General features: G+C 31.1%; 24 protein-coding genes. 14 read left to right on the top strand and 10 right to left on the bottom strand.

Annotation, left to right across the window (positions count from 1 at the left end):
• Positions 1-225 precede the first annotated feature (225 nt).
• The 11 genes from EM932_RS20070 (at position 226) to EM932_RS20020 (ending at position 7,551) form a co-directional block, all read left to right on the top strand.
• On the top strand, positions 226-774 hold the full coding sequence (locus tag EM932_RS20070; protein ID WP_135878996.1) for an RNA polymerase sigma factor: 549 nt from the start codon (positions 226-228) through the stop codon (positions 772-774).
• Positions 771-1,187 carry a hypothetical protein gene (locus EM932_RS20065; protein ID WP_135878995.1) on the top strand — a complete coding sequence of 139 codons (417 nt, stop codon included), beginning with the start codon at positions 771-773 and terminating at the stop codon, positions 1,185-1,187. The genes EM932_RS20070 and EM932_RS20065 overlap by 4 nt, the downstream gene beginning before the upstream one ends.
• A 25-nt stretch (positions 1,188-1,212) precedes the next feature.
• Positions 1,213-1,431: a hypothetical protein gene (locus EM932_RS20060; RefSeq protein WP_135878994.1), complete on the top strand. Its 219-nt coding sequence runs from the start codon at positions 1,213-1,215 to the stop codon at positions 1,429-1,431.
• Between the two features lie 153 nt (positions 1,432-1,584).
• Complete coding sequence (locus EM932_RS20055; RefSeq protein WP_135878993.1) at positions 1,585-2,757, top strand: LETM1-related biofilm-associated protein; 1,173 nt, start codon at positions 1,585-1,587, stop codon at positions 2,755-2,757.
• Between the two features lie 2 nt (positions 2,758-2,759).
• The gene (locus EM932_RS20050; protein WP_135878992.1) at positions 2,760-3,329 is read left to right on the top strand and encodes a Crp/Fnr family transcriptional regulator; all 570 of its coding nucleotides are present in this window, start codon (positions 2,760-2,762) and stop codon (positions 3,327-3,329) included.
• 81 nt (positions 3,330-3,410) lie between these two features.
• The gene (locus EM932_RS20045; RefSeq protein ID WP_135878991.1) at positions 3,411-3,866 is read left to right on the top strand and encodes a carboxymuconolactone decarboxylase family protein; all 456 of its coding nucleotides are present in this window, start codon (positions 3,411-3,413) and stop codon (positions 3,864-3,866) included.
• A gap of 2 nt (positions 3,867-3,868) precedes the next feature.
• Positions 3,869-4,300 (top strand): DoxX family protein, encoded by a 432-nt coding sequence (locus tag EM932_RS20040; RefSeq protein ID WP_135878990.1) that lies wholly within the window; start codon positions 3,869-3,871, stop codon positions 4,298-4,300.
• Positions 4,301-4,479: 179 nt separating this feature from the next.
• The gene (gene lpxD, locus EM932_RS20035; protein WP_135878989.1) at positions 4,480-5,472 is read left to right on the top strand and encodes a UDP-3-O-(3-hydroxymyristoyl)glucosamine N-acyltransferase; all 993 of its coding nucleotides are present in this window, start codon (positions 4,480-4,482) and stop codon (positions 5,470-5,472) included.
• A 94-nt stretch (positions 5,473-5,566) separates the two neighbouring features.
• Positions 5,567-5,977, top strand: a complete 411-nt coding sequence (locus EM932_RS20030) for an Rrf2 family transcriptional regulator (RefSeq protein ID WP_135878988.1) — start codon at positions 5,567-5,569, stop codon at positions 5,975-5,977.
• 52 nt (positions 5,978-6,029) lie between these two features.
• Positions 6,030-6,872 (top strand): alpha/beta fold hydrolase, encoded by an 843-nt coding sequence (locus EM932_RS20025; protein ID WP_135878987.1) that lies wholly within the window; start codon positions 6,030-6,032, stop codon positions 6,870-6,872.
• 37 nt (positions 6,873-6,909) lie between these two features.
• Positions 6,910-7,551, top strand: a complete 642-nt coding sequence (locus EM932_RS20020; protein WP_135878986.1) for an NAD(P)-dependent oxidoreductase — start codon at positions 6,910-6,912, stop codon at positions 7,549-7,551.
• A gap of 375 nt (positions 7,552-7,926) precedes the next feature.
• Here the strand turns inward: EM932_RS20020 and EM932_RS20015 are convergent, their stop codons facing one another.
• The 8 genes from EM932_RS20015 to EM932_RS19980 all read right to left on the bottom strand — a co-directional run bounded on the left by EM932_RS20015 (position 7,927) and on the right by EM932_RS19980 (position 14,109).
• Positions 7,927-8,841 (bottom strand): helix-turn-helix domain-containing protein, encoded by a 915-nt coding sequence (locus EM932_RS20015; protein WP_135878985.1) that lies wholly within the window; start codon positions 8,839-8,841, stop codon positions 7,927-7,929.
• Positions 8,842-8,855: 14 nt separating this feature from the next.
• Positions 8,856-9,617, bottom strand: a complete 762-nt coding sequence (locus EM932_RS20010; protein WP_135878984.1) for an SDR family oxidoreductase — start codon at positions 9,615-9,617, stop codon at positions 8,856-8,858.
• 103 nt (positions 9,618-9,720) lie between these two features.
• The gene (locus EM932_RS20005) at positions 9,721-10,476 is read right to left on the bottom strand and encodes a LytR/AlgR family response regulator transcription factor (RefSeq protein WP_135878983.1); all 756 of its coding nucleotides are present in this window, start codon (positions 10,474-10,476) and stop codon (positions 9,721-9,723) included.
• Between the two features lie 42 nt (positions 10,477-10,518).
• Positions 10,519-10,848 (bottom strand): 2TM domain-containing protein, encoded by a 330-nt coding sequence (locus EM932_RS20000; RefSeq protein ID WP_135878982.1) that lies wholly within the window; start codon positions 10,846-10,848, stop codon positions 10,519-10,521.
• Positions 10,849-10,861: 13 nt separating this feature from the next.
• Positions 10,862-11,170 carry a 2TM domain-containing protein gene (locus EM932_RS19995; RefSeq protein ID WP_246041162.1) on the bottom strand — a complete coding sequence of 103 codons (309 nt, stop codon included), beginning with the start codon at positions 11,168-11,170 and terminating at the stop codon, positions 10,862-10,864.
• A 13-nt stretch (positions 11,171-11,183) separates the two neighbouring features.
• Complete coding sequence (locus EM932_RS19990; protein WP_135878980.1) at positions 11,184-12,527, bottom strand: 2TM domain-containing protein; 1,344 nt, start codon at positions 12,525-12,527, stop codon at positions 11,184-11,186.
• 17 nt (positions 12,528-12,544) lie between these two features.
• Entirely contained in the window at positions 12,545-13,168 is a 624-nt protein-coding gene (locus EM932_RS19985; protein ID WP_135878979.1) for a tetratricopeptide repeat protein, read from the bottom strand.
• 212 nt (positions 13,169-13,380) lie between these two features.
• Positions 13,381-14,109: an energy transducer TonB gene (locus EM932_RS19980; protein ID WP_135878978.1), complete on the bottom strand. Its 729-nt coding sequence runs from the start codon at positions 14,107-14,109 to the stop codon at positions 13,381-13,383.
• A gap of 236 nt (positions 14,110-14,345) precedes the next feature.
• On the opposite strand from EM932_RS19980, the gene EM932_RS19975 reads away from it, so the two are divergent.
• The 3 genes from EM932_RS19975 to rsgA are packed head-to-tail and all read left to right on the top strand — an operon-like array spanning position 14,346 to position 16,412.
• On the top strand, positions 14,346-14,900 hold the full coding sequence (locus EM932_RS19975; protein WP_135878977.1) for a TetR/AcrR family transcriptional regulator: 555 nt from the start codon (positions 14,346-14,348) through the stop codon (positions 14,898-14,900).
• Positions 14,901-14,908: 8 nt separating this feature from the next.
• Entirely contained in the window at positions 14,909-15,328 is a 420-nt protein-coding gene (locus EM932_RS19970) for a GNAT family N-acetyltransferase (RefSeq protein ID WP_135878976.1), read from the top strand.
• Between the two features lie 4 nt (positions 15,329-15,332).
• Positions 15,333-16,412: a ribosome small subunit-dependent GTPase A gene (gene rsgA / locus EM932_RS19965; protein ID WP_135878975.1), complete on the top strand. Its 1,080-nt coding sequence runs from the start codon at positions 15,333-15,335 to the stop codon at positions 16,410-16,412.
• A 102-nt stretch (positions 16,413-16,514) separates the two neighbouring features.
• Here the strand turns inward: rsgA and EM932_RS19960 are convergent, their stop codons facing one another.
• Both EM932_RS19960 and EM932_RS19955 read right to left on the bottom strand, forming a co-directional pair.
• The gene (locus tag EM932_RS19960; RefSeq protein WP_135878974.1) at positions 16,515-18,668 is read right to left on the bottom strand and encodes a TonB-dependent receptor; all 2,154 of its coding nucleotides are present in this window, start codon (positions 18,666-18,668) and stop codon (positions 16,515-16,517) included.
• A gap of 485 nt (positions 18,669-19,153) precedes the next feature.
• Entirely contained in the window at positions 19,154-20,431 is a 1,278-nt protein-coding gene (locus EM932_RS19955) for an NAD(P)/FAD-dependent oxidoreductase (RefSeq protein ID WP_135878973.1), read from the bottom strand.
• Between the last annotated feature and the right edge of the window lie 305 nt (positions 20,432-20,736).

Below are 20,736 nucleotides of genomic sequence, written 5' to 3'. Positions count from 1 at the left end.
ATATTTGGAACACCATCGAAGACCTGATGATGGTAATGGAGCAAATTTCATAATTGAGAAATAGCTATTCAGGTGACTTTAAGTCACCAGCCCAAACCTATGGACTTTAAGTCCATAGTGGTTTAGTTGGTTTTTAACATAGAAACTGACGTTATTTTAAATAAAATGCAATAGATTTAAAAAGTATCGTCTCTTTAAACAAAAACCCTCTATAAACGGTTTTAAATGAATTCGGAATCTGAAAACAGTAAAAAACTTAATGATTTTTTTGGTAGAGAATACCGGTCTTTGAAGATTTATGTGAATAACAGAATAAAGGATACTGCCAGTCGAAATGCTGAAGATATTATTCAGGATGTGGCTTTAAAATTATTCTCGGGAGCAGACAGGTATGCCCCTATCAATAATGTAGCTGGTTTTGTTTATAGATCAATTAGAAATAAAATAATTGATATTATGCGAACAACGAAACAAACAGAGCAAATAGAGATTGATAGTGAGTTTTCAGATCTGGCAGAAATGATACATCAATCGACCGACAATCATACTTCAGAAGACATGATCCCTCTTTTAAAAAAGAGTATTAAACAACTTAAGCCAGGATATAGAGATATAATTATAGCGGTAGATTTTGAAGGTTACACATATAAAGAAATTTCTAAAGAAACCGGAATTCCAGAAGGCACACTTATGTCCCGAAGGCATAGAGCCATAGGCATGTTATATAAAAAATTAGAATCGGAAATTAACAAATATAAAAACGACATATCATGAAAAATTACTTCAATCATAAATTCAGAGAAAAATCTCCAATAGAAATCGCAGGAATGATCATCTTTGGTATTATTGCCATCACTGGTTTAGCTATTCTATTAGGCTTTGTAATTATGTGGCTATGGAATTGGCTTATGCCAGAAATTTTTGGACTAACCACACTTAACTATTGGCAAGCTGTTGGGTTGTTTATATTCTTAAAATTATTACTTGGAGGCTGTGGAGGCGGTAGAAGATCATCAAAAAATTCGAAACAAAAATGTGATACTAATTCAAAAAGTGATTTCTCTAAATGGAAGCATTATGATGAATTTTGGGAAGAAGAAGGCGATGAACTTTATAAGCAATACCTCGAACGAAAAACAAACCCAACTCAAGAAAACGGATCTGAATCGGAAACAGAACAGCTTTAAATGTCATTATTTTTAATACTACATTATGCATCTACTAATATTTGAAACAGATATTGAGTCGAAGGAAAAAGTAAAGTCTTTACACTCTTTACTTAATAAACATTCCAGTATTTTAAAATGGTCTGTCGATCTTGAAGATATCGACAATGTACTTAGAATTGAGGCGACCACTAATATTACAGAAACTGATATCATTAATATGATTAAAACACGTGGCTTCTATATAGAAACATTGGCAGAATAAAGAATTTCTTAAAACTGTTCACCTACCTATCCTCCGAGGAAAGCTTTAAAAGTATTTTACTTATTTCAATGAAAACTTCGAGGCATGCCTCGAAGAATTTTTTTCGATTAAATACTTAAAGCATTACATTTACATCATATAAAAAATGATATTATGAATCCGTCTGCACAAGGTTGGATAAAAAAGCTACTAAAAGAGATTGAAAAAAAGGATATCATCTTTAATTTCAGTGAAGAAACCTTTTATAATGCCTTAAGGAATTGTGGTTTTATATATGGAAGTAATTTAGATATTGTTGGAAGTATTATTGATAAAAAAGACCTCACTGAAGAGGAACTTTGTAAAACAAATTTACTTTTAACGTTATTTTACACTCATAATAATTCAAAGTCTAAAATACCATTTATTGATAGTGTTATAAACTTTTATACAGATATAAATGAACTTAAAATGTCATTCTTTCAGGAATTATTAGGCGGTAAGAAATCTAGTGAGCAACTCGAAAAAATAATTCATAAACGAGTACAAATAGATGCTAATGTACTTACTAAGAATTTTAATTATTTCATTATAAATGCTTTACTTTTTATTGATGTCTTAGCTTATCAGGAATTTTTAAAAAACAATACCATTTCAATTGATTATATAAGAAATTTAGAAGCAGCTATAGAGGCTATTTCTTTAAATGTTTTAAACTCTAAAACCATAAAAAACCAATACGATGAAAGTTTAATAAAACTCTTTGAGTCTTCGCTACGGTTTAAAGATAACATTCATGTTAACTATAAAAAAGCTGTTGAAATTATTAAAACGAAACAAGAGAAGTACTATGTTTTAGATTTAGCGTGTATGGCAACCTGGGGAGATAGAACTATTGATGACAACGAACAACAGTTCTTATTTCAGTTAGGTACCGATTTAAGTCTTAACATATCCCGTATTAGCCAATCTATAGATACCGTAAATCATTTTTACAACACCAATAAAGACAATATAGCACTTTTAAGTTCTAAAAATATTGTACAGAGTTTTTACAATAACTCCAGTAAAATGGTAAATAAGTTAATTACAAGAAATAGTAAACGTCTATATCAAGAACTTAAAGACAGTAAAGAACTTATGGTTTTATTGTCACAATCTACAGTTCGGGATTTAACCAACGAGGAACAAAAAAAAGTACAAGAACAATTGTTGGACATTTTTAAATCTATTCCTAGTCTTGCCATATTTATGCTCCCAGGAGGTGCATTATTACTACCATTAGTTGTTAAATTTATTCCAAAATTATTACCTTCTGCTTTTGATGATAATAGGATAGACGATTAATTATGAAAAAACAACTTCATGCGTATTTAAATCGTTATGTTTCCTTTTCTGAAGAAGAAATAAATTCATTCTTTGATTATCTTACTGTACAAACATTTCAAAAAAAAGAATTCATCTTAAAAGAAGGTGATGTCTGCAAAATGAAATTCTTTATTACTAAAGGGTTAATACGCATCTTTAAGATTGACGATAAAGGCAATGAGAATATCATCCATTTTGGAATTGAAGATTGGTGGATGACAAACATGGAAAGTTTTATTACCGAACAGTCTTCTCTTCTATATATTCAAGCACTTGAAGAAACAACACTACTTACTATCAGTAAAACTAACCTAGAAAAAGCATATGCCGTTATACCAAAATTAGAACGGTTGTTTAGGATTATAACCGAAAAAATGTTTATTGCTATAGAACGTAAAAATGAACATTATCTTAAAATGAATAGTAAAGAACGATACCGTGGGTTTATAGATGAGCTCAAGGATTTTTCTCAACGTGTTCCTCAATATATGATCGCCTCATACCTTCATATTACGCCCGAATATTTGAGCGAACTTCGAAAAACCAAATAATATTTATTTCTTAAGACATCTTAATTTTTAGCGATTTCCTCTATCCTAACTTTGTTTCATAATTAAAAATAACATCAAATTATGGAACGAATTTCTTATACCGATATTCCGGAGGGAATGTTTGAAAACTTAAGAGCTATAGAAGATTTTTTAAACAATTCACCATTAGATAATAAACTCATGGAACTTGTAAAGCTTAGAGTTTCCCAAAAAAATGGTTGTGCTTATTGTGTAGATATGCATTATAAAGAATTAAAGCATACAGGCGAAACAGAATTACGTTTGTCATCTTTATGCGTTTGGGAAGAAACCCCATATTTTTCTGCTAAAGAAAGAATCGTATTAAAGTTTGCAGAGACACTCACAAAAATAAATAACACCCCAATACCCGAAGAAGTTTATACGCCTTTATTAGACTATTTTAACAAAAATGAAATATGTTATCTAACAATGGCAATAACACAGATAAACACATGGAACAGGCTTATGAAAGTGTTTCTGTTTACTCCCGGAAATTATAAAGTAGGAGGCCATTAATTATGAATCAAAATATTATTAAATTATTTTTAAGATTAGCAGTTAGCGTAGGTTTTCTTTCTGCTGTAGCAGATAGATTTGGATTTTGGCAACAAAACGTGTCTGTTTGGGGGAATTGGCAATCTTTTTTAGACTATACACAACTCATCAATCCATACATACCAAAATCACTCATTCCTTTTTTAGGGGTAATGGCTACTGCTACAGAGACCCTTTTTGCTTTATGCTTACTAATAGGTTTCAAAACTGAAACATTTGCTAAGTTGAGTGGGTTTCTTTTATTAATTTTTGCCCTAGCTATGTGTTTTTCAACAGGGATTAAAGACGTCTTTGATTATTCTGTTTTATCAGCTTCCGCAGCAGCTTTTGCTTTAAGTTCTATGAAAGAAAAGCATTTTGAAATAGATATCTTTTTTAATAAAATATCTTTATAAATAGGAACGGTAAAGTACACTTTTTGCCACTTAACGCAATATCCGACCAAAGGCAATAGCCATTATCTTTAGTAAGATATTTCTCTAATATAAATATATGATTTCAAAAAAAAGTTGGATTCTATTTTTTTTCTGTTAGATTTACAAACTAACTAACCATAAATCTAGAAAATACAGATATGACATCGTATACTATAAAAGAAATTAATGATATTTTAAAAGGTGAATTAATAGGCAATACAACACAATCTATTAATGGCCCTGAACAATTACAAAATGCTAGTATAAATCATATCACTTTTATAGGAAGTACAAAATATGTTAAGCATTGGGCAGATTCAAAAGCTTGTGCTGCTGTAGTAAATGATAATTTAAATGTAGAACCTGGAGACAATCGCGCATTAATTAAAGTAAAAAATGCCGATTTAGCCATGGCCAAAATTTTAGAGCTCTTTAATCCGTCAGCACCAGAATTCGAAACGGATATTCACCCAACAGCTGTTATTCATGAAACTGCAAAAATAGGAGAAGGCTGCAAAATTGGTGCTAATTGCTACGTGGGTAAAAATGTAGAACTTGGTAATGGTGTTATTTTATACCCTAATGTTTGTGTTTTTGATGAAACAACAATTGGAAACAATACCATCGCTTGGTCTGGAACGGTAATTAGAGAACGTTGCATCATAGGAAGCCATTGTATTTTCCATACCAATGTAAGCATTGGCGCAGATGGTTTTGGGTATCGACCTAGTGACGACGGACGTGGTCTTGTTAAAATACCACAAATTGGTAATGTTATTATTGGCCATTATGTTGAAATTGGTGCAAATTCCTGTGTAGACCGTGCCAAATTTAGTGCTACCATTGTTGGTGATGGTTGTAAAATAGACAACTTAGTACAAATAGCCCATAATAGTGTTATGGGACGTTTTTGTATCATGGCTGGTCATAGTGGACTTGCAGGTTCGGTAACTTTAGGCGATGGTGTTATTATTGGAGGAAGCGCTTCCATTAAAGATCACACAACTATAGAATCTGGTGCTACTGTAGGTGCTGGTTCTGGTGTTATGAATAACGTAAAAGCCGGAGAAACCGTTTTAGGATATCCTGCACAAGATGCCAGAGATATGCTAAAACAATGGGTAGCCATGCGAAGACTCGCAAAAAAGTAGTATTTGGTTCTATTAAAAATCTATTTGTTATAAATAAATATGTTAAAAAATAGATTTATTTCTTAACTGTAATTATTTTTATTACATTTGTACTATGATTAAAACAAAATTTTCTATCATATTACATATAATAACACTGTTAGCTTTATATAAAGATGAATGGTTAAATTCAACCTTAATAGCTGGTAGTCTTAATATTAACCCCGTATTGGTGAGGAAAGAACTCGCTATACTTAAATCAAGTGGACTTATTGAAAGTAAAGAAGGGAAAAATGGAGGAGTAAAACTATTAAAAGATGCAAAGAAAATACAGTTATCTGAAATATTTGAAATAGCCAAAGGATCAGACCATGTACTATCTTCACTTAAAAATGTGCCTAATCCAAATTGTAGAATAGGAAAACAAATCAATAAAAATTTAGGAATTGTCTTAGGCGAAATTGATAATGCTATAATAGAAAAATTAAGTAAACAAAGTCTTGAGGAATTTAAAAATCAATTTTAAAAAATTTTGACCAAAACTGTAACAAAAATAATGACATTTAAAAATCAAAATTATGAGTAAAAAAATCAAAATAAACGGTATTGAAATATCATATCGCGAAGCAGGAGAACAAAATAAAGAAACGATATTACTTCTTCATGGATTTCCGTCTTCTTCACATATGTATAGAGACATTATAAAACTGTTATCTGACCATTACCATCTTATTGCTCCAGACTATCCTGGTTTTGGCCTAAGCGAAACCCCATCAATAGATAAGTTTGAATATACATTTGAAAATATAAGTGAGACAATAGAAAAATTTATTGACACCCTTAAAATTTCTTCTTTTTATTTGATGATGCAAGACTATGGAGGACCAATTGGTTTTAGAATAGCCTCAAAAAGACCTCAATATATTAAAGGGCTCATCATCCAAAATGCTAATATGTATATGGAAGGTATGGGTGAATGGGCAAAGAAAATTGGAGGATATCAAAAAGCAAATGACTTAGAAGGGCTTAATAATTTTAAAAATTACTTAATGTCTTTAGAAGGGATAAAAGAACAATATCTATCTGGATCAAAACATCCAGAAAAAATAGATCCTATATCGTATACCACTGATGCAAAGTTTATGGAAAAAATAGGGATTAATGAAGTTCAAACAGCTTTATTTTATAATTATGGAACAAACTTTCCTAAATACCCGGAATGGCAGAACTACTTAAAGGAACACCAGCCTAAAACCTTAGTGGTTTGGGGAGAAAATGACAAATTCTTTAGTAAACATGGAGGAGCAGCTTATAGTAAAGATCTAGATACTGCAACCATACACTTCTTCGAAGGAGGCCATTTTATGTTAGAAGAATATAGCGATGAAGTTGCCGAACTAATTAAAGAATTCATCAAATAACTTAGAAAAAAATAATATAAATTAAAATTCAATAAAAATGAAAATTACAATCGTAGGAGCTGGTGGAAACATTGGCAAAAGATTAGTCGCAGAAGCTGCTAATAGAAACCACCATTTAAATTTAATAACATCTAAAAACATTTCTGATTTCCATTTAGAAAATACTAATAATGTAAAAGCAACACAGGTTGATATTTTTGATACTCAAAAATTAGCTAAAGCTTTCGAGGATAGTGATGCGGTAATTAGTGCTTATGCACCACCTCAAGACAATAATGATTTATTAATAGAAGCATCAAAGTCTTTAGTCGAAGCATCTAAAAAAGCTAATACCAGACTTATAGCTGTAGGTGGAGCTGGTAGTCTAAAAGTTTCAGATGATTTATTACTTGTTGACGCTCCTTCTTTCCCAGAAGCATATAAGGCCATTGCAAAATCACATCTAACCACATTGAATAATGTATATAGACCTGAAAAAGAGCTTAATTGGACAAATGTATCCCCATCTGCTTATATTTTTGAAGGAGAAAGAACTGAGCGTTTTAAAATAGCAGAAGATCATTTGATTTCGAACGAAAAAAATGAAAGTGCAATTTCTATGGAGGATTTTGCTGTTGCTATATTAAATGAAGTAAATGATTCTAAATTCATTAAAAAACGTTTTACCGTTGGTTATTAAACAAAAACGACATACAACGACCTAAAAAATAGCAGAATCTGAGGCTGTCTGAAAAGTGGTTAACTTTGTCATTCAGAGCAACGCGAAGAATCTTATTTCACTCATAATCAGAGCCATATATTTTAAAGAGATTCTTCATTCCATTCAGAATGACACTTTTTAGACAGCCTCTTTTTTTACTATCTTTAATCTATAGAAAAAGTATCATTATTTAAAACGTGCTACTCTTCATATACAAAAACGTCAGACTGTCTCAAAACTCTACCTTTTAATTTTGGTATTTGGTTAAGTGCCTTTGAAAATCCTCAAAATATGGTATTCTCGGAGAAACAAAATTGATTTTGAGACAGACTGAGCAAACAGTCATAGATAATTTTAATTAAACGAAGCACGAAATTTCAAAGGTGAAATATTGGTTTTCGTTTTAAATAATTTACTGAAGGATTGAGAATGTTCAAACCCTAATTCATAAGCAATTTCACTAACTGATAAATTTGTCGTCGATAATTTTTCTTTTGCCTTTTCTATTAATTTGTTGTGTATATGTTGTTGTGTGGTTTGCCCCGTTAAACTTTTTAGTAAACTGCTTAAATAACCTGGAGACATATTTAATGTATTGGCAATGTATTGAACCGTTGGTAACCCCTCATTTATGATCTCTTCACTATTAAAATACTCGTTAAGTAATGCTTCAACTTCATTTAATTTATAGTGACTGGATTTTTTCCTAGTAATGAATTGACGTTGATAAAATCGTTGAGCGTAGTTGAGCAATAGTTCTATTTGTGCTATGATAATACGCTCACTGAAATTGTCAATATTATTCTCTATTTCCTGTTTAATATTTTGAAAAATACCCTCTATAACATCTTCTTCTTTTTCAGACATAAAGAGCGCTTCATTTATAGAATAATCAAAAAAATCATATTGTTTAATTGTTTTTGAAAGTGAAGCATTCCAAAAAAAATCTGGGTGTATAAGAAATAGCCAACCTGAAGGTTTCAAATTGGCTTTAGTATTGGATTCTACACTCAGTATTTGGCCTGGTGCTATAAAAGACATCAGTCCCTCATCAAAATCATATTTTTGCTGACCGTATCTAATGGATCCCACATTTCTTTTTACTCCAATAGAGTAAAAATCAAAATTCCAATGTTCTCCAATGTGTTCCGGTAGTATTTTAGAAAGACCATAATCAACCAAGCTTACTAAAGGATGCTGTGGGCTAGGTAATCCCCTGATTTTATGAAAATCACTTATCGTTTTAATTTTTCGAATCTTGTTTTTCATTTATACTTTTAAATTTACAACAACATACCTCCAGAAACTTCGATACGCTGCCCGTTAATCCATCGTGCATCTTCTGTACAAAGAAAAGCCACAACCCCGCCAATATCTTCAACTTCTCCTACCTTTCCTAAAGCAGTAATATTAACAATGTTTTGTCTTTTTTCCTGATCATCCCTATTCATACCTCCTCCAAAATCGGTGGCAATAGCTCCTGGTGCAATAACATTAGAGGTAATCTTTCTATGCCCCAATTCTTTAGCCAAATACCTAGTAAAAACTTCAATGGCTCCTTTCATACAAGCATAAGCTGAAAAACCAGGAAAAGAAAATCTTGTTAAACCTGACGATATATTAATAATACCACCTTTATTATTCATATAAGAAACTCCTTTTTGTGTTAAGAAATATACACCTTTAAAATGAATATTAAGCATCTCATCAAATTGCGATTCGCTAGTCTCAGTAATGAGTTGGTTAATCCCTGTTCCTGCATTATTAATTAGAAAATCGAAATTTGGACTACCATATTCATTCGTAAGATAAGAGGCTATTCGATTAAAAAAATCTCCAAACTCTTTTATATTGTTCGTATCTAACTGAAATGCTTTCGCTTTCTGACCATTTTTTTCAATCTCTCGAACCACTTCTTCGGCTAATTCTTTATTGGTTTTATAGGTAATAATAACGTCAATACTCTTTTTGGATATATTGATTGCCATATCTCTACCCAAACCTCTACTACCACCTGTAACTAATGCAATTTTACTTTGTCTCATTTTTAATAATTTTTGTTTCAGCAAAGTTCAGTAGAAGCAAAAATTAATTTGTAGTCAAATTCGAGAATACTGTAGTCAAAACCTAGATTTAAAAATCATACCTCTACTCTAACCAAGCTTTAAAATCTTTAACACGCTCACGAGCTACGATAACTTCCTGTTCTTTATACGTATTAAGTTTTATTTGCAATCTTGAATTGGTATAGCTTACCATATCCTTTATAGCATTAATATTTACAAATAATTTTCGATTTATACGAAAAAAAGTTTGAGGCTCTAATTCATCTTCCAGATGTTCTAAAGTGGTATCTAAAAGATAATTTCTACCCTCGGTTGTATATAAATAAGTGCCTTTATTTTCGCTGTAAAAACATTCAATATCATCAATATTTATAAGCTTTAAATGCTGCCCTACTTTTACCGAAAAACGTTTTTTATAGTCTCGGTCTATTGGATTTACTAATAGTTTTTTAATATCATTGAAATCTAAAGTTACCGCCTGTTTTTGTGGTGCGTGCTCTTGATACTTTTTAACTGCGGCTGCTAAATCGTTTTCATCAATAGGTTTTAATAAATAATCGATACTATTTAATTTAAAGGCTTGTAATGCATATGCATCATAAGCTGTGGTAAAAATTACAGCACTTTTAATTTCAATAGATTCAAAAATTTCAAACGATAATCCATCACTTAATTGGATATCTAGAAAAATCAAATCTGGATGTGTATTGTTTTGAAACCATTGTATTGATTCTTCAACAGAATGCAACATGGTTTGAGCCTCAACATCCAATGTTTTCAGCATACGTTGTAAACGCCTTGCTGATGGTTTCTCGTCTTCAATAATGATTACGCTCATTTCTTTATATAAATTTGTTTTATTATTATGTCAATGAGTTTATTATTCCCAACGTTTTTTGTCTTTATCTAAAAACTCATTAATCTTACGTTTTTCCCATTTTTTACTAAAGAATATATTTTTGCCAAATACCCCCATAGCATGAAAACCCAACCCAATTCCCCAAAAAAGAGGTGTAGAAAATGTCCCAAAATGCCAAATATTACCATTTGTATTTATTGCTATCATAACTACAATAAATACGTTTACCAGAACATACCACAAGGCATGCCAATAAAAACCTTTTATTTCTTTTAGCCTTTTTTGAGCTCTTAAATAAGCCTCTTCTAGTTTATACTCTTCAGATGAGTCATTATAATCTCTATTCCTCATGTTTTTAAAAAATTTAACCCCAACGCATTTTTTCTTCTTCTTCTTTCATAAACTCTTGTATTTTTCTTTCTTCCCATTGGCGTCCCAAAACACCATTGTTCACAAACACACTATAAGCATGGAACCCCAAACCTATACCCCAACCTGCCATTGGAAACCAAAACCATTGAAAGTTCCAATACGTTTTATAATTAACAAAAGCTAAAAAGGGAATAACTAAGCAATAGGCTATTAAATGATAATAGAATTCTTTAAGGTCTTCTACCCTTTTACGAGCTCTTAAATATTTACTATCTACTTCTGAATCTGGTAATTTTTGCATGATTTCCTGTAATTTAGTTCCAATGTTTATTATTTTCTTCTTCCTGCATATATTTTTCAATTTTACGCTTTTCCCAATCTCTGCCAAAAGCGCCATCGTTTACAAAAACCCTAAAAGCTTGAATGGCTAAACCTATACCCCAGCCAAACATTGGGAACCAAAACCATTGAAAACCCCATGATGTTCGATGGTTTATAAATATCAAAAATGGAATGACTAAACAATAGGATATTAGACTATAATAAAACCCTTTAAGTTCTTCTACATGTTTACGTGCACGCACATAGCTATCATCTATTTCTGGTTGTAATTGCGATCTCATAACTATAATTTGTTTTGTAAGCATAGGTATGGCTACTTCAAAGTTATTTGCTTCTTTATTAATATGTACTTTTTTATCCGTTAATAAGTCGTAACGCTGTTTAATATTACTCAAACCTACACCACTACTCTTTTTTACTATTTGTTTTGGTTGTAAATTATTTTCAACAACCAAATTATCCCCATCTTCATAAATCTTTATGTGCAAGGGGTTGTTTGATGTTACCATATTGTGCTTAACTGCATTTTCTAAAAGCAGTTGTAATGATAATGGGACTACCTTGCTTTCTGGGTTAGATGCGTTTTCTGGCATATCGAAAACAATACTATCCTCAAAACGCATTTTGAGTAAAGACATATAAGTCTTTGCGAATTGTAATTCTTCATCAACAGTGACCAACTCTTTATCTTTTTGTTCTAAAACATAGCGATATACTTTAGACAAAGAAGTTGTAAACTTTTGTGCATTATCTGGGTTTTCTTCTATTAAACTCGTAAGAACATTTAAGCTATTAAATAAAAAATGTGGATCTAACTGATTTTTTAAAGCATTAAATTTAGCACTGGCAGTTCCTGCTATTACTTTTTGTTCTTTTATTCTATTTTGTTGGTATCTGTTATAAAAATAAACAATATGAAAAATAATAACAATCGTTAAGGTTACCCACAACCCAAAGCGATAAGATTTAAACGTTTCATTTGCAATAAACTCATAAAGAGAAACACCTTTAAGACTCAATGCTGTAAGCATTCTCAATATAAACAGGCCTATTAACGTCACGGTGGTAGATCCTATAACACCTATTAAAATACGCTTTATTGTATCTTCTTTTTTCCAATTAAGACGATTAACATAATAGAAAAAATACATATTAGAAAACCCAAGCACAAAAGAATACAATTGATTAAAAACAAATCCAATTAAAAGATTATTAATACTTTTTAGCCTAAATCCACCTGTGATCAAATTATCTATCATAAAGATAGCACACCCGATAGTAAACGCTATAAATATATTTTTAATTGATTTTGTCATAGTTATTTTTGGTACTATTATTTTCCGCAAGATTCTAATATTTGAACTGCACGCGCTTTCCCCCAATTAGGATGAAATGGCGTTTCTGGCCTAAAGTTAGCAAAAAGTTCTATGGCTCTTTCCAGATCTTTACAAAAAGGGGTTGTATCTTGTCCGAAATAACGTGCGCCACCCATATCCCACTCTGCCTTACAATAAACAACTCTAGGGTTTTCTGGTGAAATTTGTGATGCTTTTGCATATAATTCAACAACTTTGCCCGATAAGGTCATACCATACGTAGCACCGTCAAAAGCAACCCAAGCTGTATGTAACAATGCTTGTAGCACTAGGATTTCCGGATTATTTTTTGAAATTGCAATGGCATCATTAATTAGGTCTTGTGCCTTTTTTAATTGAGCCGTTAGTTTCTCTTTGTCTTTTTCCCCAAAACTACCAATAATATTAATTTGTGCTGCATAATAAGGTGGTAACCAATTATCTGGTTCTGCTTTGGCAATGCGCTCAAACATATTTGAAGCTTCGGTTGTCTCATTGCTCTTCCAAAGCCCAAAAGCCTTTTGCATACCTTTTTCGTAATTAGTCTGAGAATGAATAAACGCTGAAACTAATAGTGCTGTAATAATGATTAGATGTTTCATGTATTTGTTTTTTTATAGTTTTAATTATGAAGCAAATATCTCTTCATACCTCCTATTTTTAAAAACTGACTTACCGAACTGTTGTTTTTTCCAGATGAAATGTTAACCTTTTTAGTACTTAAAAATAATATTGATTTATTATCGTATAAAAAAATCAAGAGGTATTAAATATCTCTTGATTTATATATTGACACAATAACTATCTACACACCTCAACCCTCATTATACTTGAAGAAAATGGGTATAGAGTAAGCTACTTTTACAGGTCTACCTCGCTGGGTTCCCGGTTTCATTTTAGGTAACGTCCCTATAATACGTTCTGCTTCTTTTTCTAAAATTCTATCTGGACCTCTAGATCTTATGCCTGTAATATGTCCTTTAGAATCTATAATGAATACTACAGATACACGTCCTTGGATACCTAAATCTAATGCCTCTTCAGGATACTCAAAATTTTTGACCACATGCTCTTGTATCTTTTTTTGAAAACAATCCTTCATCTTTTTTTTGGGTAATCCTTCACACCCAGGAAAAATAGGAACATTTTCAATAAGAGCAAATGCGACTTCCACTTCTTCCTCAACTTCTTCTACATTAACATCGCTAACCTCTACCACATCTCGTATGGCCTCTTCTTGTGATGTTTCAGTACTTTCAAAAACTGTTTCTTCTACCTCTTCAGTATCTTCTACAATTTGTATAGACTCTTGAGTAATTACTGGAGGTGGCGGCGGCGGCGGCGGTGTATTTATATTAACAACGGGAATTTCCTCTTCAAATTGAGTTTCAACATCTAAAAGATCTACAACAACATCATCCCTTTCGTAAGTTTTATATTCTAAAGCTTGCCAGGAAAAAAGTAACATGATGTTAAGACCTATAGCAAAATATATACTACTATTTCTGCTTATTTCTAATTTTGGATTCTTTTTTGCTTCCATGACCCTAATATTTATTGATAGTTATCTATCATTAATTACTAACCTAAAATTATCATATTATCAGTAAAATAACTATGACAATTATCATATCTCAAAATATACTCCATATGCTAATTATATCGTATTTTCAAATCAACTTCAATCTTTTATCAATTGCTCTTTCTAAAACTAGAAATCAACAATTCAAAAAATAATTAATATATTTACAGACCGAATAGTCGGTTTTATATTTATATATGAGTGATAAGAAAAATAAGGTACTCCAAGTTGCGACTAGATTATTCGCCGAAAAAGGCTTTGAAAATACATCCATGTCAAGTATTTGTCATGAAGCTAATGTATCCAAAGGGTTGATATATCATCATTTTAAATCAAAAGAATCTATTTTGATAGAAATTTTCACAAGTGTGACAAATCAAATGATTGAGATGAGTGCAGCGTCTAAATCAGAAAAAGAACCTAAACTTCAATTAGTACAACTAATTGAGACCTTTTTTTCACAATTAGAACATGATAAAATCTTTTTTCAACTCAATTTAAATATTATGTTTCAACCATCGACCAGGCGAATTTTAAAAGAACAAATAGAAAAAAGAGCCTCTCTTCTTTTTAGTGCTGTTAAAAATATTTTTGATCAAATTTCATTAAAAAAAAGCGACTTGCTAAGTTATATGTTCATTGCTGAAATTGATGGAATCTCATTAAGCTACCTTGCTGTTTTTAATGAGTATCCACTAGATATGGTAAAAGAAGAGCTCATTAATAAATACAAATATCTTAGAATAAATTAAAATTGATAATGATTAGAAAATATAATGAAAAAGAAATCCCAGCCCTTATTGAAATATGGGAACATGCCTCTACATTAGTGCATCCTTTTTTAAATAATGAATTTACTCAAATGATAAAAAAGGCCATGACAGAAATGTATCTTCCAAACTCGGATACTTGGGTCTATGAAGAATCCGAAAAAATCGTGGGTTTTATATCTATGATAGAAAACGAAATTGGAGGGCTATTTGTAAATCCAAATTATCATTCCAAAGGTATTGGAACAGCATTGGTTAATCATATTAATCAATTTCATAAAGGACTGGAAGTTGAAGTCTTTAATGAAAATAAAATAGGAAAACCTTTTTATGAAAAACATGGGTTTAAAACTTTTAAAGCATATATCCAAGAGGGTACCAATCAAAAAGTACTTAGAATGAAAAAATAATAAAATGAAATCTACATTAACACTTGAAGACTTAGGCTATAATGAAGCTTTAGAAACCTATCGAAAAGAACAAAATATAGATTCGTTTCTTGTTGGTAGGGCCATATTGGAACATAAAGACAGATATATTGTAAAAACAGGCAATAACGAATTTGATGCAGAACTTATTGGTAATTTAAGATTTACTGCCGAAAACAGATATGATCTGCCAGCTGTTGGGGATTGGGTTGCTATTTCCGAATATGATGAAGGCAAAGCTTTAATACACGCTATTTACCCCAGACATTCTATAATAGAGAGACAAGCAGTTGGGAAATATGCCCAAACCCAAATAATTGCCACAAATATTGATTATGGCTTAATTGTGCAATCTGTAAACAGAGATTTTAATATAAACCGTTTAGAACGGTATTTAACTATTTGTAACGCTTCTAACGTTAAACCTATTATTATTTTAAGTAAAATAGATTTAATAGATGAGTTAATGTTAAACACGCTTCTTGATACCATAAAAAAGCGTATCAAAGGTATTTCTATACTTGCAATGAGCAATCAATCAAAAATCGGATTGGATAAAATAAAAGCGATCATAAACAAAGGCAAAACCTATTGCTTATTAGGATCTTCTGGGGTAGGAAAATCAACGCTTTTAAACTTACTAATAGGTAAAGAACTAATGGATACAGGTGCTATTAGCGAGCGTATAGACAGAGGAAAACATGTAACTACACACAGAGAATTAATTGTACTGGATGATGGAGGTATTTTAATCGACAACCCTGGCATGCGGGAAATTGGTATTACGAAATCTACCGAAGGACTAGAAATGACCTTCGATGATATTTCTGAGTTATCTCAAGGTTGTAAATTCAAAAACTGCACACATACCAGTGAAAAAGGATGTGCTATACTAAATGCCGTTAAAAATGGAGACATCGATTCAGATTCTTACGCTAATTTTCAAAAAATGGAAAAAGAAAGAGCCTTCTTTGAATCAAGTGTCGAAGAAAAGAGAAAGAAGGATAAAGACTTTGGGAAAATGGTTAAGAATATCAAAAAACAAAGACAACGGAATAAATATTAGTATTAAAACTATTAAGCCTTTGTTCTAAATTGATGCTTCCTTTTATTCACTGTCTGAAATAGACCTACCCTCTATAAGGAGATTATTATGAATATAGTCTCCTTATAAATTATCCAACTGATTGCTTTTCTTATCCTCACTAATGGTCCAAAAGAAGCCGATAAAAAAGAATTGATCTGCAGCCGGCTGTAAAGCACGCCTGTTGAAATTGCCGTTAACATCTGGTGTATTAGCATATTGATAGCCATTAATATTTCTAAATCCTAATACATTATTTACTGAAGCATAAAGTATTTTTTGCGGACTAATTAAATACGCCCAATTGAGACTTAAACTATTATAAGGTTTCGTTTTATTATTTAAAAATCCTGGTTCATTTGGGTTTGTGAATGTTCTCCCTGATGCTAGTGCATAGCTAAACCCTATTTGACTTCTCCAATCTTCAATCCAATATTTCCCAACTACTGATAAATTATGCGTATTGGCAAAATTTGGTTGCGCTTTAGTTGGATAATTATTATAATCCCGTTTCGTGTCTAACAAAGAATAGCTTATCCAATAATCGAAATTTTTAATGCTATAACTATCCCTCCAAAAGAAATCGATTCCCTTAGCAAAGCCAGAGCCATCACTATTAAAATTACTATTAGGGTTAGCAAAATCGGTATCATATTTTACTAAATTATCATACTTTTTATAATAAGCCTCAGCCCTAAACAGTCTTCTATCTGCATTGTACTGATAATTAAAAATATAATGAGAGGTATTCTGAGCTTTAAGTGCCTGATTAAACTTTAAAATATTACTAGATGGGTTTTGATGAAAATTACCATAAGCTAATGACACCTGACTTTTAGCCGATGTTTTATAGGCTAAAGACAATCTTGGTGCTAAGGTAAAGTCTTTAAAAATCTCACTATACTCGCCTCTTACTCCAGATTTAAACGCTAAACTTTTGGATATAAAAATATCAGCTTCTGCAAAGGCTGCAGCTATATTATTATCGTAACCATATGCTAGGTTGTCAATGGTGTTATCCAAATAGTTCTCTTTAAAATCTGTTGCAAAGTACTCGCCTCCAAAATAAAGTTTAAACCGGTTATTAATTCTATTTTTAAATTTTAATTTGGCATGTACAGAGTTTTCAGTGTCTTTAATCGCGCTTTCAATAATATTTAAGTTGTTTTTCGCATGAGTATAACTTACACCTCCAAATAGGGTCCAAGTATCATTTAAAGTCCCTTGATACGAACTATTAAAATAAACATTATTATTATTTAGTTTAAAATGAACACCTTCACTATTATTAATATCTTCTTGAGTTAATTCAAAATTAGTAGCATCAAACGCTCCATAGAGTTTAAACAATCCTTTATCTGTTTTTTTTCTAAAAACAGCCTCTCCAGAAACAGTTTCAAAAGGACGTATCCAATCATTTCTATTAGGAAATATAACATTATAAGGCGCTAAATTTATATAAGAAGCATTCACACTCAACGAACTTTTCTCCCACTTTTGAGTATTACCAAGTGTTGCTCCTACACTCATAATCCCAATATCTGTTTTTTCTTGATCTGGCTCATCAATGGTATTCAATAATAATACACTTGAAAGTGCCTGTCCAAACTCTGCTGAATAACCACCTGTAGAAAATGTAATACCATCAAATAAAAATGGCGAATACCTCCCACGAGTTGGGGTATTATTAGTTGTTGGGGTGTATGGTGTAAATACACGAATTCCATCTATAAAAATTTGTGTTTCATTAGCACCACCACCACGAACAAATAACCGGCCATCCTCAGCTACTGTTGTTGTACCTGGTAATGTTTGCAATGCGCCTACAAAATCACCTAAAGCACTTGCTGTAGTAACAACATCTAATGGTTTTAAAACATTAACCTTACTATTATCTCCTGCTGAAAAAGTTCCAGCAGACAATACCACGGCATCCAAAGTGCCTACATCTTCTCTAAGTTTAACAGTAAGGTTATGCATATATGATATATCACCAACCATAGTGAATGTTTCATAAGATAAGTAAGAAACTATTAAAGTTTGTGTTCCAGTCTCAGAAGTTGTAAATGAAAAAGTGCCCTTTTCGTCCGTAGTACTTCCATCATAAGTGCCCTCTAAATAAATATTAGCTCCAATTATAGGGTTGTTTTTCATATCAAATACAGTTCCATTGATGGTTTTTTGAGCGCTTATATGAATTGATATCAATACAGTTATGATAGTTAAAATGTGTTTCATGGCATTTACTTCTGCTGTTAATTTTTATTGATGATGCAAATTTGCAACAGAACCATTTCTAAATAAATTCAATATAACTGAACTGTAATTTTTTGATGATGAATTGAATTTTAATGATGAAACTATAAAAGATTTTTGCTAATTCTTTTAGGAAGAATATATTGTTTTCTTTGAAGGATAATTGTATCTAATTTACTTTTTAGCCAATTAACAATATGTTACTTTTTTACAAAAAAAATAGTTCTATATAGTGAATAAAACTTTAATTTTTTTGGTATTATTTTTTTTATAAATTTGAGTACATTTAATTAGCGTTGAAGTAAATTTTTGCTAAACATTTTCTTTTTTACCCGTTTATAATTTACGTCCGACCTAAAATTAGTGACCTCTTACTGTTTTTAGCATTAAAAAGCAGTCATAGATAAAAACTATTAAAAATATTTAAAATACTATTAATCAGTATTTAATAAAAAATATATAAACTTTTAATTTAACTTATTGAATGGACGTATAATAAGTCGTGCAGCTTTATCAAAATTAATATAATTATAGCCCCAATTAAAGAAAACAATCACTCTATTTCTAAACCCTACCAAGGCCATAAGGTGTACAAACATCCATACAAACCATGCAAAAAAACCTGCAAATCTAAAATGTTTCAAATCAACAACCGCTTTATTTCTACCTACCGTGGCCATCGATCCTTTGTCCTTATATTTAAATTTTTTCATCGGCTTACCAGCTATTAATTTTATAAGGTTTTTTCCTAAAAGTTTACCCTGTTGAATAGCTGGTTGCGCTACTTGTGGATGTCCATTTGGATACTCATTAGTTTGCATTAAACTAATATCCCCTAAAGCAAAAATGTTGTTATAACCTTCTATCTGGTTATACTCATTTACTTTATATCTATTGGCACGATCAACAAGTACATCTGCTTGAAGTCCGTTTACTGGATTCCCTGTAACACCTGCTGCCCAAATTAAAGTTTCAGATTGTAATTCTAAACTTAAATTAGTTTGTACTTTTCTTCCATCATAATTTTTAACAAATGTATTGCAGTGCACTAAAACACCTAAATTGGAAAGAAATTCGGTTGCTTTTTTAGATGCATGTTCGCTCATTGTAGGTAAAACACGAGCTCCTCCTTCTAGTAGATATATCTGCATATCTTCAGGGATTAAATCACGATAATCTCTGGGTAAAATATGGTTTTTAAGCTCAGCGATAGCACCTGCCAACTCAACACCTGTTGGTCCACCACCAACAATAACAAAATTCAACAAAGCTTTTCGGGCTTCTTTATCATCTGTTATAGCTGCCTGTTCAAAATTTTGTAATATTAAACTACGAATATTTAAAGCCTGAGGAACTTTTTTCATAGGCATACCATATGCTTCAATAGACTTATTTCCAAAATAGTTTGTCTTAGTTCCTGTTGCTATTATTAAATAATCATAACTTATAGTACCAATACTGGTTTTTAGCTCATTCTTCTCAGAATTAATAGATTCTACTTCAGCTAAACGAAAAAATGTGTTTTTATGATTCTTCAATATTTTACGAAGTGGATATGCAATAGAATCTGGCTCTAACCCTGCTGAGGAAACTTGATATAATAAAGGTTGAAACGTGTGGTAGTTTCTTTTATCAATTAAAACTACCTGTATTTTTTTGTTTGCTATTTTTCTTGCTAAATTAATTCCTGCAAAACCACCGCCTATAATAACAACTCTGGGAAAATCAGATTGGGGTATATTCATAGTAAAATAAAGTATTATGCAAAGATACTACACAGCTATATTTTTAGCTATTTAAAACTATTGTTATTAAGTTAAAATTTTCAAATATAATTGAAGGTTAATTATAGCTTTAATAAAAAATTACAATTAGCCATCCTATCTCTAATAATAGGTAATACGATTTAAATGACTCTGATTTACGCACTACTGTCCGGAATAATATATTTATATTGTTTTATTTGTATTATTTTTACTGATCTTTTTAAGATCAGTAAAACCAAAAGACTTAATTTTCATGTATTCTCAAACATATTTCGGAGAGCTAT

Origin of the sequence: Flavivirga rizhaonensis (genome assembly GCF_004791695.1) — a bacterium.
In the GTDB taxonomy this organism is placed as follows: domain Bacteria; phylum Bacteroidota; class Bacteroidia; order Flavobacteriales; family Flavobacteriaceae; genus Flavivirga; species Flavivirga rizhaonensis.
The sequence above is the reverse complement of the archived record's forward strand: the minus strand, read 5'-3'. Positions and strand labels throughout refer to the sequence as shown.

Bases quoted from the DNA above. Each gene is read 5' to 3' on its own strand.
- EM932_RS20040 (WP_135878990.1), top strand. From the start codon at position 3,869: ATGAATCAAAATATTATTAAATTATTTTTAAGATTAGCAGTTAGCGTA.
- EM932_RS19970 (WP_135878976.1), top strand. From the start codon at position 14,909: ATGATTAGAAAATATAATGAAAAAGAAATCCCAGCCCTTATTGAAATA.
- EM932_RS19995 (WP_246041162.1), bottom strand. From the start codon at position 11,170: ATGCAAAAATTACCAGATTCAGAAGTAGATAGTAAATATTTAAGAGCT.
- lpxD (WP_135878989.1), top strand. From the start codon at position 4,480: ATGACATCGTATACTATAAAAGAAATTAATGATATTTTAAAAGGTGAA.
- EM932_RS20060 (WP_135878994.1), top strand. From the start codon at position 1,213: ATGCATCTACTAATATTTGAAACAGATATTGAGTCGAAGGAAAAAGTA.
- EM932_RS19960 (WP_135878974.1), bottom strand. From the start codon at position 18,668: ATGAAACACATTTTAACTATCATAACTGTATTGATATCAATTCATATA.
- EM932_RS19985 (WP_135878979.1), bottom strand. From the start codon at position 13,168: ATGAAACATCTAATCATTATTACAGCACTATTAGTTTCAGCGTTTATT.
- EM932_RS20055 (WP_135878993.1), top strand. From the start codon at position 1,585: ATGAATCCGTCTGCACAAGGTTGGATAAAAAAGCTACTAAAAGAGATT.
- EM932_RS20065 (WP_135878995.1), top strand. From the start codon at position 771: ATGAAAAATTACTTCAATCATAAATTCAGAGAAAAATCTCCAATAGAA.
- EM932_RS20010 (WP_135878984.1), bottom strand. From the start codon at position 9,617: ATGAGACAAAGTAAAATTGCATTAGTTACAGGTGGTAGTAGAGGTTTG.
- EM932_RS20015 (WP_135878985.1), bottom strand. From the start codon at position 8,841: ATGAAAAACAAGATTCGAAAAATTAAAACGATAAGTGATTTTCATAAA.
- EM932_RS20070 (WP_135878996.1), top strand. From the start codon at position 226: ATGAATTCGGAATCTGAAAACAGTAAAAAACTTAATGATTTTTTTGGT.
- EM932_RS19955 (WP_135878973.1), bottom strand. From the start codon at position 20,431: ATGAATATACCCCAATCTGATTTTCCCAGAGTTGTTATTATAGGCGGT.
- EM932_RS20050 (WP_135878992.1), top strand. From the start codon at position 2,760: ATGAAAAAACAACTTCATGCGTATTTAAATCGTTATGTTTCCTTTTCT.
- EM932_RS19975 (WP_135878977.1), top strand. From the start codon at position 14,346: ATGAGTGATAAGAAAAATAAGGTACTCCAAGTTGCGACTAGATTATTC.
- EM932_RS19980 (WP_135878978.1), bottom strand. From the start codon at position 14,109: ATGGAAGCAAAAAAGAATCCAAAATTAGAAATAAGCAGAAATAGTAGT.
- rsgA (WP_135878975.1), top strand. From the start codon at position 15,333: ATGAAATCTACATTAACACTTGAAGACTTAGGCTATAATGAAGCTTTA.
- EM932_RS20020 (WP_135878986.1), top strand. From the start codon at position 6,910: ATGAAAATTACAATCGTAGGAGCTGGTGGAAACATTGGCAAAAGATTA.
- EM932_RS20005 (WP_135878983.1), bottom strand. From the start codon at position 10,476: ATGAGCGTAATCATTATTGAAGACGAGAAACCATCAGCAAGGCGTTTA.
- EM932_RS19990 (WP_135878980.1), bottom strand. From the start codon at position 12,527: ATGACAAAATCAATTAAAAATATATTTATAGCGTTTACTATCGGGTGT.
- EM932_RS20030 (WP_135878988.1), top strand. From the start codon at position 5,567: ATGATTAAAACAAAATTTTCTATCATATTACATATAATAACACTGTTA.
- EM932_RS20025 (WP_135878987.1), top strand. From the start codon at position 6,030: ATGAGTAAAAAAATCAAAATAAACGGTATTGAAATATCATATCGCGAA.
- EM932_RS20000 (WP_135878982.1), bottom strand. From the start codon at position 10,848: ATGAGGAATAGAGATTATAATGACTCATCTGAAGAGTATAAACTAGAA.
- EM932_RS20045 (WP_135878991.1), top strand. From the start codon at position 3,411: ATGGAACGAATTTCTTATACCGATATTCCGGAGGGAATGTTTGAAAAC.